This window comes from Flavobacterium sp., from assembly GCF_044360715.1.
Classification (GTDB): Bacteria; Bacteroidota; Bacteroidia; order Flavobacteriales; family Flavobacteriaceae; genus Flavobacterium.
Genome location: NZ_JBIKJY010000009.1, coordinates 61,972 through 75,431 on the forward strand (window position 1 = coordinate 61,972; position 13,460 = coordinate 75,431).

General features: G+C 31.2%; 11 protein-coding genes and 1 tRNA gene. 2 read left to right on the top strand and 10 right to left on the bottom strand.

Features of this window, described 5'->3' with window-relative positions; translation table 11 throughout:
* Positions 1–6: 6 nt before the first annotated feature.
* Positions 7–1,008 carry a glycosyltransferase family protein gene (locus ACIQ16_RS04745; RefSeq protein ID WP_396149129.1) on the top strand — a complete coding sequence of 334 codons (1,002 nt, stop codon included), beginning with the start codon at positions 7–9 and terminating at the stop codon, positions 1,006–1,008.
* Positions 1,009–1,146: 138 nt separating this feature from the next.
* Here the strand turns inward: ACIQ16_RS04745 and bioB are convergent, their stop codons facing one another.
* The 7 genes from bioB to ACIQ16_RS04780 form a co-directional block, all read right to left on the bottom strand.
* Positions 1,147–2,229, bottom strand: a complete 1,083-nt coding sequence (gene bioB, locus ACIQ16_RS04750; RefSeq protein WP_396149131.1) for a biotin synthase BioB — start codon at positions 2,227–2,229, stop codon at positions 1,147–1,149.
* A gap of 129 nt (positions 2,230–2,358) precedes the next feature.
* The gene (locus ACIQ16_RS04755) at positions 2,359–3,294 is read right to left on the bottom strand and encodes a bifunctional riboflavin kinase/FAD synthetase (RefSeq protein ID WP_396149133.1); all 936 of its coding nucleotides are present in this window, start codon (positions 3,292–3,294) and stop codon (positions 2,359–2,361) included.
* A gap of 65 nt (positions 3,295–3,359) precedes the next feature.
* Positions 3,360–3,926, bottom strand: a complete 567-nt coding sequence (gene pth / locus ACIQ16_RS04760) for an aminoacyl-tRNA hydrolase (RefSeq protein ID WP_396149135.1) — start codon at positions 3,924–3,926, stop codon at positions 3,360–3,362.
* Between the two features lie 157 nt (positions 3,927–4,083).
* Positions 4,084–6,189 carry a peptidylprolyl isomerase gene (locus ACIQ16_RS04765; RefSeq protein ID WP_396149137.1) on the bottom strand — a complete coding sequence of 702 codons (2,106 nt, stop codon included), beginning with the start codon at positions 6,187–6,189 and terminating at the stop codon, positions 4,084–4,086.
* A 278-nt stretch (positions 6,190–6,467) separates the two neighbouring features.
* Positions 6,468–7,010 carry an LPS export ABC transporter periplasmic protein LptC gene (gene lptC, locus ACIQ16_RS04770; RefSeq protein ID WP_396149139.1) on the bottom strand — a complete coding sequence of 181 codons (543 nt, stop codon included), beginning with the start codon at positions 7,008–7,010 and terminating at the stop codon, positions 6,468–6,470.
* A 4-nt stretch (positions 7,011–7,014) separates the two neighbouring features.
* Positions 7,015–8,268, bottom strand: a complete 1,254-nt coding sequence (locus ACIQ16_RS04775) for a hypothetical protein (protein ID WP_396149141.1) — start codon at positions 8,266–8,268, stop codon at positions 7,015–7,017.
* Positions 8,261–8,995 carry a type III pantothenate kinase gene (locus tag ACIQ16_RS04780; RefSeq protein ID WP_396149143.1) on the bottom strand — a complete coding sequence of 245 codons (735 nt, stop codon included), beginning with the start codon at positions 8,993–8,995 and terminating at the stop codon, positions 8,261–8,263. The genes ACIQ16_RS04775 and ACIQ16_RS04780 overlap by 8 nt, the downstream gene beginning before the upstream one ends.
* Before the next feature lie 121 nt (positions 8,996–9,116).
* Between ACIQ16_RS04780 and ACIQ16_RS04785 the strand changes: the two genes are divergently transcribed.
* A tRNA-Phe gene (locus tag ACIQ16_RS04785) sits at positions 9,117–9,189 on the top strand.
* Positions 9,190–9,282: 93 nt separating this feature from the next.
* On the opposite strand, the gene ACIQ16_RS04790 is transcribed toward ACIQ16_RS04785, so the two are convergent.
* The 3 genes from ACIQ16_RS04790 to ACIQ16_RS04800 all read right to left on the bottom strand — a co-directional run.
* The gene (locus tag ACIQ16_RS04790; protein WP_396149145.1) at positions 9,283–11,229 is read right to left on the bottom strand and encodes an OmpA family protein; all 1,947 of its coding nucleotides are present in this window, start codon (positions 11,227–11,229) and stop codon (positions 9,283–9,285) included.
* A gap of 13 nt (positions 11,230–11,242) precedes the next feature.
* Entirely contained in the window at positions 11,243–12,193 is a 951-nt protein-coding gene (locus ACIQ16_RS04795; RefSeq protein WP_396149147.1) for a type IX secretion system membrane protein PorP/SprF, read from the bottom strand.
* Between the two features lie 4 nt (positions 12,194–12,197).
* A partial coding sequence (locus ACIQ16_RS04800) for a gliding motility-associated C-terminal domain-containing protein (RefSeq protein ID WP_396149149.1) occupies positions 12,198–13,460 on the bottom strand: 1,263 nt, incomplete at its 5' end.

Here is a 13,460-nt window from a genome sequence, read left to right on the forward strand (position 1 = left end):
GAACATATGAAAATATTATATGCCGTACAAAAAACTGGAAATGGTCATTTAGCAAGAGCTCAAGAAATTATTCCACTATTAGAAAAATATGGAGATGTTACTGTTTTAACAAGTGGAAGTCAATCGCAAATTCAATTGGGCTTTCCTGTAGCTTTGGATTTTAAAGGTATTTCATTATTTTATGGAAGTAACGGAAATGTTTCTTTTTTGAAAACGTTATTTAAAAACAATTACGCTCAATTTATATATCAAGTCTTAAAATTAAACGTACATAAATTCGATTTAATTATAAACGATTACGAACCCATTTCAGCTTGGGCTTGCAAATTTAAAGGTGGAAATATTGTGGCGTTATCACATCAATCATCTTTGTTTTTTAATGAAACGCCAAAACCTAAAAAAATAAAATGGTTGAGTTGGAAAATTTTTAAAAATTACGCTCCGGTTGTTAAAAAATATGGTTTTCACTTTGAAGAATACAACGAACATATTTTCAGACCAGTAATAAGAAAAAAAATAAGCGACTTAAAAACCTCAAATGCCGGGCATTATGTGGTGTATTTGCCGTCGTTTTCAGATATAAAAATTATTAAAGAATTGAAAAAAACATCTGCCAATTGGATTATATTTTCAAAAACTGCCACGGCATCGTACACGGCAAATAATTGCACTGTATTTCCAATTGATGAAAATGAATTTTTAAAATCAATAGCAAATAGTGCCGGCGTATTATGTAATGCAGGATTTGAATTACCTGCCGAAACGTTATTCTTGAAAAAGAAATTATTTGTAATTCCTATCAAAAAACAAATTGAACAAGAATGCAACGCCTTCGCGTTAAAAAAAATGGGCGTATTAACAGCTAAAAACTTAGATTTCAATTTAATAGAAATGTGGGTTTTATTTAACAGAATTATACCTGTAAATTATACAAGCAATATTGAAGACATAATTGAAGACGTTATTTTAGAAAACACACAATCTAATAACGAGTTAATATTTATATAAATTGGACAAAGGGTGACAGAAAGTAGTTTTTTCTCATTTTATTTGGTTGGTAAATAGTCGCTCTTTTCCTTTTTATAAATAAAAAAATCCCATACCTTAAAAGATATGGGATTTTATATTTCTATGGAATATAAACGCTTACTTTTTTCCAGAAGCCTCTAAATTTCTTTCAATTTTATGCTCTGGTCGGCTCCATTTTGGTTTCTCGCCTAAAGCTTCAAATTTAGAATCTTGTGCTTCTACTGTTTCAGGTTGCATTTTTTTAATGAATGGTTTTTGCGGATTTAATCCAAGCATTTCAAACATTTTCATATCTTCATTTACATCAGGATTTGGTGTTGTAAGTAATTTATCACCAGCAAAAATAGAATTTGCACCTGCAAAGAAACACATCGCTTGTCCTTCTCTACTCATATTGGTTCTTCCTGCAGATAATCTCACTTGCGTTTCAGGCATAATAATTCTTGTGGTAGCTACCATACGAATCATTTCCCATATTTCAACTGGTTTTTCATCTTCAAGTGGCGTACCTTCAACCGCAACTAAAGCATTAATTGGCACCGATTCGGGTTGCGGGTTTAATGTAGAAAGTGCAACTAACATACCTGCTCTGTCTTCAATACTTTCACCCATTCCAATAATTCCACCGCTACACACCGTAACATTGGTTTTCCTAACGTTTTCAATAGTTTCAAGTCTGTCCTCAAAACCACGAGTTGAAATTACTTCTTTATAATATTCTTCTGATGAATCTAAATTGTGATTGTAGGCATATAATCCTGCTTCTGCTAAACGATGTGCTTGATTTTCGGTAATCATACCTAAAGTACAACATACTTCCATATCCAATTTATTTATGGTACGAACCATTTCTAATACTTGATCAAATTCTGGACCATCTTTAACATTTCGCCAAGCCGCACCCATACAAACACGAGAAGAACCTGAAGATTTGGCTCGTAATGCTTGTGCTTTTACTTGTGAAACAGACATTAAGTCATTTCCTTCAATATCCGTATGATATCTTGCCGCTTGCGGACAATATCCACAATCTTCAGGGCAACCACCCGTTTTTATGGATAAAAGTGTAGATACTTGAACCGTATTAGGATCGTGATGTTCTCTGTGAATTGAAGCCGCCTCAAACAACAAATCCATTAAGGGTTTATTGTAAATAGCAATTATTTCTTCTTTCGTCCAGTTATGTTTGGTAAGACTCATAAAATCATAAATTAATGCCTCAAAAGTACTAATTTACATTTGAAGAAAAAATTTATGCGCTAAGTTTTTATAAATTTAGATAAAGAAGTTGTGGTTTTAAAAAACAGACAATCTTAATAAATTAATTAGTTAAGAGTTCCCATTTTTAAAATAGTCAAGTGTATTTGTTTTATCAATTTCTAATTGCGATTTAAGCGCTTCGAATGTTTCAAATTTTTGTTCGTCTCTAAGTCGATCCACTACATTTACTTGAATTTCTTGACCGTAAATATCTTCTGAAAATTCTAATAAATGTACTTCAATTGTCGGAACATTATCGCCTAAAGTAGGTTTTACACCTATATTCATCATCCCAAAAATAGTTTGATTATTCACAATTGCAGTTACTATATAAACCCCATTTTTAGGGATTAGTTTATAGTTTTCTGAAACCTCAATATTTGCTGTTGGAAACCCAATTGTTCTTCCTAATTGATTCCCTTTTACAACGATTCCGGACAACATATATGAATATCCAAGATATGCGTTCGCTAATGAAATATTACCTTCTAAAAGCGAATTTCTAATTTTTGTTGAACTTACAGCAACTTCATCAACTTGTTTTGCTGAAATTTCTTCTACTTCAAAACCAAACTCTTTACCAAAAGCGATTAAATTATTAAAATCGGCAGCTCTGTTTTTTCCAAACTTATGGTCGTATCCAATAATAATTTTCTGAATATTTAATTGTTTTACCAAAACTTTTTCTACAAATTCTCTTGGTGATAATTCAGAAAACAACTTATCAAATGGATGAATTATAAAGTTTTGAATACCTTTTTGTCCGAGCAAAATGGCTTTTTCAGACATCGTATTTAATAATTTAATTTCCGCATCATTATTTACAACAAACCTTGGATGAGGAAAAAAAGTAAGCAAAACACTTCCTAAATTTTCTTGCTTGGCTGTGTTACAAATTTTATCTAAAATGACGTTATGTCCCAAGTGAACTCCGTCAAAAGTTCCTAATGTTACTATTGTTTTTCTAGATGGCTTAAATTCGTTAAGAGATTGATATATTTTCAAAGTCAATTATATATTTATGCAAAAATAATAATTATGTAATGTAATAGTAATGAAATCCAGTATTATTATTTACCATTATATAAATTCATTGTAGTATTCAAACCCGCTAAAACAAAAGATTTTATTATTTCAGAGGAGAGACTTAATCTTTCTTTTAAAGCTTCTTTTTCTTCTGTTGACCATTCGCCTAATACGTAATCTACTTGTTTGCCTTTTTTAAACGCATCACTAATTCCAAATCTAAAACGGGGATATTCTGTGGAATTCAATAAAAGTTGTATGTTTTTAAGGCCATTATGTCCCCCGTCAGAGCCTTTTGTTTTAATTCGAATACTTCCAAAGGATAAATTTAAATCATCAGTAATAATTAATAGATTTTCTTTTTCAATATTTTCTTTTTCCATCCAATATTTAACCGCTTTTCCACTTAAGTTCATAAAAGTGTTTGGTTTTAGTAAAATGGCTGTTCGACCTTTAATTTTAAATTCAGCTACTTCACCTAATTTTTGGGTTTGAAAAGTGATACTTTCTTGATTGGCAAAATAATCTAAAACTTTAAATCCAATATTGTGCCTAGTATTAACATACTCTGCACCAATATTGCCCAAGCCTACTATTAAAAATTTTTTCATTTTTGGAGAATTAGTTGTCGTCTCTTCACTTGTTTTAATTTCAGTGTGTACGCCAAAAATTTTATATAAAGATTGTATAAATGACATATTAACTTTTTACAAAAATAAAAAAAGGGCTGAATAAATCAGCCCTTTTTTTATTATTCAATTTATATTTTTAGAATTTACCTCTATTGTCTTCAATTTTAGCTTTATCTTTTAAACCTTGAACAATTCTATACGGAGCAGAACCTTTAGTTTGTTGATTTAACTGATCAATTTGTGTTTTAAAATCTTTTACAACAGGCGCTTTGGTAAGTGTTTTGGTTCTTACCATAAATAATCCTGAATTTCCTTCAATTACTTTAGATGTTTTTCCTGAAGCTAAACCTAATGCAGTTCCTACCACTTTTGGTTCATAACCTAAATTAGGAATTACTGGAGATGCCATAGTAGCTCCTACTGCAGGTGCTATAGTAGAACCTGTAGATTTTGAAATTGCTTCTAAAGTTGTACCTGTCATTTTCTTTTTAAGTATTGCCGTTTTTTTCTCATTTTTAATTAATGGCTCAACTTGTTGTTTTGCTAATTCTAAAGGCAATAACCCTTCATCATTTTTAGATTTTAATTTTACTATAGCAAATCCTTGGTTTACAATATCAAAACGTTTTACGTCATTTATATTTGTGTCTTCGTTGAATGCCCAAGTTACAATTTGTCTTTGTAAACCTAAATTGGCTACATTTTCATCATATGCTTTCACACTAGTAACTGGTGCAATTTTTAAACCTGCAGTTTTCGCTGCTTTTTCAAGACCACTTGCTGTAGCGTCAGATTCTACTTTTAATGCTTTATTATAATTAACATCTTCTGTTTGTTCAGAAGGTTGTATTTTTAAAGCTACTGTAGCTAATAAAACCGCATCATTCTTTCCATCCACTTTCATTACGTGGAAACCAAAATCAGTTTCTACAACTCCTGTTTTTCCTACTGGATTACCAAATAAGAAATCGTCAAAAGGTTTAACCATTTGTTTTGGTGCCACATTATCATATACTCCACCATTTTGTTTTGAACCTTGGTCGTCAGAATTAATCATAGCTAACATCGCCATACTTGATGGGTTTGCATTAACTTGCGCCAATAAACCTTCTGCTTTAGCTTTTGCTTCTTCTTTAGTTAATTTAACTGTTGGAGCGGCTTGCATAGCGCCTTTATAAGCAACTAAAATATGACTAACTTTTGCTGTAGCGCCAGATTTTCTTCCAGCTACTCTTGATAATTTTGAATACCCATTATCTGTATAAGGACCAAAAACTTGTCCTGGTGCTAATGCATATAATTGTTCTGCAAATTGAGGGTTAATATCCTTTTTAGCTAAATATGTAGAATCAAATTTAACTTCTGAATATTTGTTAACATACGCGGCCACATTTGTTGCTGCACGAAATGAAGCAATAGTATCGTTTACACCGTTTTTAAATTCAATTTTACCATTTACAAATCCATCCATTTTAGATTTCATTACGGCTTCATCAGCTGCAGATGGTTTGTTTTCAACTAATACATATTCTACAGATCTGGTGTTGTCTGATTTGAATTTTTTAGGATTTTTCTTCATATAAGCCATAATTTCCTCGTCAGTTACCTTAACTTGGTCGTCACTAACTGTAGAAAATGCTAAAGCTACATAATCAAAATCAACTTTATTATTATCTCTTTCGTATTTTAATTTTCCTTCTGCTTTAGTAGTATATACACTTGATTTGATCAATGTGTTATATATTTGCTCTTTAGCAAAATCTTCAATTTGAACTTCATATGTTTTCCAGTTGTTCCATTGTGTTTGGTCTGGAGCACTTTGTAAAGAATTGATGTATTCAGCAAATTTTTTATCGTCAAATTTACCTGCAGCATTTAAAAACTGTGGTGATTGAGACAATTGTGGGTCGTTTTTAATTACCGCCATTAATTGCTCTTTTCCTAACAATAAACCAATTTTATCGTATTGATCCGTTAATAATGCTTTTCTAACTTCTTGTTCCCAAACTGAATTTAAAGCTTGCGTATTAGAAGCCCCTTGTTGAGATTTTTGAGCGTTAGCTACCTTATTCATAAATTCTTGGTATTCAAATTTTGTTCCATTCACTGAACCAATGTTATTTGAACCACCACCAAATCCACCGCTTTTAATTACATCTGCTAATACAAATGAAAATAATGCTAATGCTATGATTAAAACTAATAAGATAGAACGTTGTCTAATTTTTGATAAAATTGCCATTTTTATATTGATTTTTTTTATTCAGAGGGCGAAAATACAATTATCTATTTAATAATAAAATAGTATTGTCGATTTTTTATAAGTTTTTTTTGTTGTTTTCCATTTTTTTAACAAAACTGCGGCGCACAAAAAACATTATAGCGAATCCTATTGCTATAATTGCTTGTAAACCATAATCTTCGTTTTTCATTATTTTTACAAATACAGATATCAAAAAAAGTATTGATGCTATTAAATATAAGTATTGGGTGTATTTAAAATATTTCATAGTTATAATATTACATGTTATTAACTTCTCCGTTGTTGTTTTGCATATTAAAGATTTTAAAATCTTTACTAAAATCAATTCCTATTCCTTGAAGATAACTTCCGTCAGCATCTTTAAAAGTAAATGCTTCTTCTGTAAAAAACCATTCGTTTTTTTGATCAAAATACAATTGGTTGGTTTGTAAAACTTTTCCATCGAAGGTTTGAATTTTTACATTCCCAATTAAATCAATTACTTCTGTTTTTTTATACGAAATGGCTTTGTCTGCAACAACTGTGGTTTTATTACCATTTGCGTCAATAAGCGTTACTAAAACGGATTTTGGAAATTCAACAAACGGATTTTTTGCTGTAGAATAATCAATCATTTTTAAACTCTGCAAGATGGATTTTACTCTTCCAGAATCGGTGTATTTCAAGTTAATGGAATCGGCTTCACCTGTTGGAACAAATGATGTTTTATAAATGCGTTGAACATCTTTTAGGTTACTTTCGCAACTTTGCAGAAACAAAATCGCTAAAAGAAAAGCAATATATCCAACCCTTTTTCTCATTATATTAGTTATATAATGTTTTTCTGAACCATTTATCATTAAATAACAAGCCAATATTTATTGAAAAATAATCTTCTTTAATTAATCCGTTGCTTGTTGTCCCTCTAGACCCATATTCGATACCTAAATTCATACTTGAAAAAGTTCCAGAAATCGGCAAGCCAAATCCTAAAGTAACTGATTTATCTTTTATACTTGTATTATTAATTACAAGTCCTGTGTTTTCGTATTTGAAACCACCACGGTAAGTAATTCTTTGAAAATAATTATTAAATGAATCAAATTTTGGTATAATAAAACCTCCAATCGCCACTTTTACACCATTTTCATATGATACATTTGAATAATTTTCAAAACGATTGACTTGATTTCCTGATCCAGAAAATGCAACATCTCCACCTAAAAACCACTTTCTATTTCCTAAACCGGCACCTAAAACTAATTTTGATGGTACGATTAATTTAGAGTCGGCTACATTAACCTCCTTGTCTTCTGACGCTGGAACAATAGTACCATTTGCCAAAGCTGATACCCGAGATACATTTCTAGTATTATCAGAATTTAATTTTGCTTCTGGAGCATACGTTAAACTTGAAAAGAAATCTAATTTACTAGTAAATTTAGTTTTGAAATTTAATCCTGCATTTACAGCAAGACCTGAAACGGTGGACTCATTAACTTCTCTTGAACCAAAAATAATATTTTGATTTAACACGTCGGATTGCGTATTTATAATTCCAAACAAATATTGAAAATCCATACCTACACTAAACTTTGGGCTTAATTTGTAACCAGCACCAAGGAATACTTTATTTACGCCACCTTTACCTTGGTATTGTTTTGTAAAACCATCTACTGATCTTGTATCTGATTTTAGCCTATAACCTACAGCACTATGAGGTAAAAGTCCAACAGAAACTCCTGCTTTTTTCGATACAGGGAAACCCATTACCACATAATCAAATGTAGTTTTTTTAGCCTGTTCTTTAGTTGATGTAGTATTTAAGTTATAAAAACTAGACGTCATTCCAACTTGAAAAGTGGTAAGTAATTGGTTTGAATACGAAGCTGGATTTAATATGTTAATATGCGTACTATCTGAATAAACAGAAATTCCACCCATATTAATAATATCGTTAGTTCCTTTAAATCTAGCACTTCCTATTCCGTAAAAAGAATAAGGTGAAGCTGTGTTTTCTTGAGCAAAACCAAAATTTGCTAGTAATATCGAAATAAATAAGACAATTTTTTTAATCATTTTGTAAACTATAAGTGTATAATTGGTGTAAACTTTTTAATAGGAAATTTTCATCGGCAAATATGGTACTTTTTAATCGATTCGCCAAAAAAATAGCGTCGCCGCCTGTTAAAATTATTGTAAATTGTTCTTTTTTAACAGAAAATTCTGAAATGAAGCCCTCAATTTCATAACACAATCCGTTTACAACACCAGAATGAATAGATTGATCCGTGCTGTTTCCAATAAAATTTTCTGGTGAATTACTTTCTAATAATGGTAACTTAGCTGTGTAATCATTTAGCGCTTTATAACGCAAACGAAGTCCTGGAGAAATGGCACCACCTAAGTATTCTTTTTTATGGGTGACGAAATCGTAAGTTACACAAGTTCCTGCATCGATAATTAAAACATCTTGGTTTGGATAGTGAAATACGGCACCAGATGCTAAAACCATTCTGTCAACACCTAAAGTAGTTGGAGTAGTATATTTGTTTTTGAATGGGAAAACAGAATCTGGGTTTATTTCAATTACTTCAATTTGATTTTTCAACCATAAACTATCCATTTCATCTAGCATTGAAACGGAAGCTAGTACCGCTTTTGTATGATTTGGATGTTTTTTGAAAATTATTTGAAAATTATTTTGAAAATTATTTTTTTGGAAAACAAACGTATCAATAATGTTAAACTGCTTAAAAACAGCAACTTTAACATTTGTATTGCCCACATCAATTGTAAGTATCATATAATAATATTAGAAGTGCAAATGTACGAAAATGATTTTTTTTAATAATTGTTTTGGAAAATATAAAATAGGTTCTATATTTGCACCCGCAATGAAAAGGTAGCAATGCCTAAAATCGCAAGGTACCTTAGCTCAGATGGTAGAGCAACGGACTGAAAATCCGTGTGTCCCTGGTTCGATCCCTGGAGGTACCACAAAAACCCTTGATAATCCTTTGATTTTCAAGGGTTTTTTGTTTAATTAATAAACCCCAACAGTAAATTGTTGAGGTTTATAAAATTTATCAATTACAGCTTTACAATAATAAATTCACTGCGCCTATTGGCTTGATGTTCTTCTTCTGTACAAGGTATGTCGTCAGCACATTTATTTACTAATTGGGATTCGCCATATCCTCTTCCTGTTAATCGTTTGGCTTCAATACCATTTGTAACTAACCATTTTATGGTAGATTTGACACGTTTATCTGAAAGCGCTAAATTATATCCTTTAGTTTGACGACTATCGGTATGCGAGCGAACATCGATTTCCATACTTGGATATTGTTTCATCACTTCTAATATTTTTGCTAATTCCACTTCTGCATCTTTACGAATGTTGGCTTTATCTAAATCAAAATATATAATTTCAATTCCTAACGTTCTTCTTAAATCTCTACCTACTGCAATTGGTTGCAATTTTGGAGTCATTGAAATTTTTAAATCTTTCAAATCTGACTCTTTAGTAATGATAACCATATTCTCTACCGTAGCGTAATCCTTTTGTTCAGGTACAATACGGAATTTATTTCCACAATCTACCGCACCAAAATCAAATTTTCCTTCAATATCAGTAATTTCTTCACCTAATTTTACATAATTTATATCAAACATCACCACTTTTACACCTTCAATTGGCACTTGAGTACGAGAATCAACAACAACTCCTTTTAAATTTTGCTGACAATCTTTTGGAACAGGTATGGTTTCAGTACATTTATAAATATCATCATAACCTAAACTGCTTTTTTCTCTATTTGAACTAAAAAAACCATTTTTTGAAGCGGTATCCATAATAAAACTAAAATCATCGAAATTTGAATTCACCGGCTCTCCTACATTTTTAACTTTACCGTATGTCCCGTCTTCTTTTATTTGTGTAATAAAAACATCTAAACCTCCCAATCCTGGATGACCGTCTGAAGCAAAATACAATTCGTTTTTATTGGATATAAACGGGAACGTTTCTCTTGCTTCTGTATTAATTCTATCACCTAAATTAACTGGTGTGCCAAATGTTCCATCAGGAAGAATAGCTACTTTAAAAATATCAGATACTCCTTTTGTTCCTGGCATATCTGATGAAAAATATAATGTTTTTTCATCTGGAGATAATGCTGGATGTGCACAATTATATTCATTACTGTTAAACGGTAATTCAACAATATTTCCCCAAGAATCTCGAATTTTAGTGGCTTTAAACAATTTTAATAATATGGTTTTATCTTTATCTCTTCCTTTTTTACCATTTAAAAAGTTGTTTCTGGTAAAATACATCGTCATTCCATCATTTGTAAAAACGGGAGTAGATTCGTGGTATTTTGAATTAATTTTTTTTGAAAATTTCTCAGGTTCAGACAAATTTCCATTGTCTGTAATTATTGAACTGTAGATATTTGTATATGACTGATTGGTCCAACTGTGCTTTTTTACAAAAACACCACCCGTATCTCGTGCAGAGGTAAAAACCAAGGTGTTTTTATAAAACGAAGTGCCATAATCCGAAAATTCTGAATTAATTCCTGCATTTTGTATGTTATATCTTCCTGAATTGTTTTTAATTTCTTCCAAATAATCATATTGCTCTTTAGATAACATTGCGCGTACATCAGAAGTATTTGCTTCATTAAAAAGAGTCATCATAGCATCGGCTTTTTTATAATCGCCAACTGCTTTTAATGTTTGTGCATATCTAAAATAATATTCTGAATTTAATTTTTCATTTAATAAAAACAAATCGTTATACCAGTAATTAGCTTCTTTCAATTTAGATTGAAAATAATAGGAATCACCAAGTTTACTAAATAATTCAACAGATTTATATCCTTTTTTGGCTACTTTTTCATATGTTTTAATGGCATCTACATATTGAAAATTTTCATAATTTGAATTGGCTTTTTTCAGTTGTACTTCTTGAGAATAACCAAAAAAAGTCAAGACCAATAAACAAATTTGAATACTATTTTTTATTTTCATATTATTTATCATTTTAGAAAAATCTTGGTGAAATAATTTTTTCTTGTTTCCCTTTAAACTCGTATCTTAAAAAGATTTCGTGCGAGCCAGAGTTATAATTGGCTAATTTTGTAGTATCAGAATCATATGTATATCCGACAAACCAATTACTATCAATTTGAAAACCAGCCAATGCGCTTGCAGCTGCGCTCCATCGCCAAGCTGCACCAAGAACAAATTTATCGAAAAACATAAAATTAGCGGTTACATCTGCTTGAAGTGGTGCACCTTTTACGGATTTAATTAAAAATGCGGGTTTAAATTTTGTAGTTTCTGACACATCAAATACATATCCACCAATAAAATAATAATGTAGTGCATCTTTAGCCACTGAATTAGTATTGTCGTCAAAATGTTTGGTCTCTAAAATAAAAGGCACAGAAACACCTGCATATAATTTATCGGAATGATAATAAACACCCGCTCCAATATTTGGTGAAAATTGATTATCTATATTATTTTGAAACTTTGGATCGTTTTTATCGAATTTATTAAGTTTAGTATAATCTACATTTAATAAACTGGCGGAACCTTTAATACCAAAAGATAGTTTATAGTCAACTGAAGTATTAATGGTATATGAAAAATCTGTGGAAACTGTATTTCGTTCTGAAATCCCTATTTGATCATTAGAAACTGTAAGTCCTAATCCAACTCTTGAATTCTCAATTGGTGAATGAATTGATGTTGCCGCTGTATTTGGCGCGCCTTCTAGCCCAACCCATTGCGCTCTATACATTCCAAAAACACTCATTACGCCTCTTGAACCCGCATAAGCAGGATTTACATTTATAGTATTATACATATATTGAGTAAACTGGGGATCTTGCTGCGCTACTAAATTAGTAGTATTTAGCAATCCTATAGTCACAATCAAAATGAATTTGATAGATATGACAATACTTTTTATTTCTCTATTCATCATTTAATTATTCATTTTGAATATAAATATATCCTATTTTTTCAATATTTTCTTTTGTTCTTCCGTATAAATCATATTCGTATTTTAAAATATACCAATAATCCCCGGTAGGTAATTTTTCATTTCTTGAAATGGTAGATCTACCGTCGGAAAATCCTCTGAAAACAGTATTTACATTATCATAGTATGCAGCATCAAAAACAATTACGCCCCATCTGTTTACAATTTGAACGGTGTTATTTGGATAACATTCTAATCCTTCAATAATAAATACATCATTTAACCCATCACCATCAGGAGACAAGGCATTATATGGTGTAACGTAACAAGCTAAGTAAACCGTTTGGGTAATTTCTGTTTCATTACCACATGAATCAGTTGCCGTCCAAGTCCTTTCTAATCTATATTTGTTTGTACAATCTCCATCTATCTTAACTTCTGAATAAGTTACTGTAGCGCTTCCACAATTATCTGTTGCGGTTAAGACTGGAGCCTCTGGAATGCCATCACACTTTGCAAAAACTTCAATTGTTGGAAAACTTCCAACAAAAACTGGTGGTGTTGTGTCTTGAATTGTTATTTGTTGCGTATGCGTTTGTGAATTTCCACAAATATCTGTTGCCACCCAAGTTCTAATAATACTGTAATTATTCGGACAAGTACCCTGTATATTTTGTTCTGTAAAATTAACTGTAACTACTGAAGTACAATTGTCTGTTGCAGTTAATATTGATGCTGATGGAATAGTTTGGTTACATTCTAAAGTAATATTTTGAGGTAAAATACCTGAAAAATCTGGCGGAGTTGTATCGCTAATCGTGATGGTTTGAGTTGTTGTTACTGCATTGTTACAAGCATCTTTTATGGTATACGTTCTTGTGAAAGTTATTGGACACGTTCCTGAAGCTGTTCCATCTGAACTCGTTACAACTAAATTCACATCTGTAGTACAGTTATCTGAAATACTTAATCCTGATACTTCTAATGCGGCTACCGTAGTCATCGCTGTTGGTGCATCTGCTATTGAACAACCATTTATATTTGAAGCTGTTAAAGTTCCTGTAACAACTGGTACAGTAGTATCATTTATTGTAATGGTTTGAATAGCTGTTGTAGCATTGTTACAAGCATCTTTTATGGTATACGTTCTTGTGAAAGTTATCGGACACGTTCCTGAAGCTGTTCCATCTGAACTCGTTACAACTAAATTTGCATCTGTAGTACAGTTATCTGAAATACTTAACCCTGCTATTTCTAATGCGGCTACCGT

Bases quoted from the DNA above. Each gene is read 5' to 3' on its own strand.
- ACIQ16_RS04790 (WP_396149145.1), bottom strand. From the start codon at position 11,229: ATGAAAATAAAAAATAGTATTCAAATTTGTTTATTGGTCTTGACTTTT.
- bioB (WP_396149131.1), bottom strand. From the start codon at position 2,229: ATGAGTCTTACCAAACATAACTGGACGAAAGAAGAAATAATTGCTATT.
- ACIQ16_RS04745 (WP_396149129.1), top strand. From the start codon at position 7: ATGAAAATATTATATGCCGTACAAAAAACTGGAAATGGTCATTTAGCA.
- ACIQ16_RS04765 (WP_396149137.1), bottom strand. From the start codon at position 6,189: ATGGCAATTTTATCAAAAATTAGACAACGTTCTATCTTATTAGTTTTA.
- ACIQ16_RS04775 (WP_396149141.1), bottom strand. From the start codon at position 8,268: ATGATTAAAAAAATTGTCTTATTTATTTCGATATTACTAGCAAATTTT.
- ACIQ16_RS04780 (WP_396149143.1), bottom strand. From the start codon at position 8,995: ATGATACTTACAATTGATGTGGGCAATACAAATGTTAAAGTTGCTGTT.
- lptC (WP_396149139.1), bottom strand. From the start codon at position 7,010: ATGAGAAAAAGGGTTGGATATATTGCTTTTCTTTTAGCGATTTTGTTT.
- pth (WP_396149135.1), bottom strand. From the start codon at position 3,926: ATGAAAAAATTTTTAATAGTAGGCTTGGGCAATATTGGTGCAGAGTAT.
- ACIQ16_RS04795 (WP_396149147.1), bottom strand. From the start codon at position 12,193: ATGATGAATAGAGAAATAAAAAGTATTGTCATATCTATCAAATTCATT.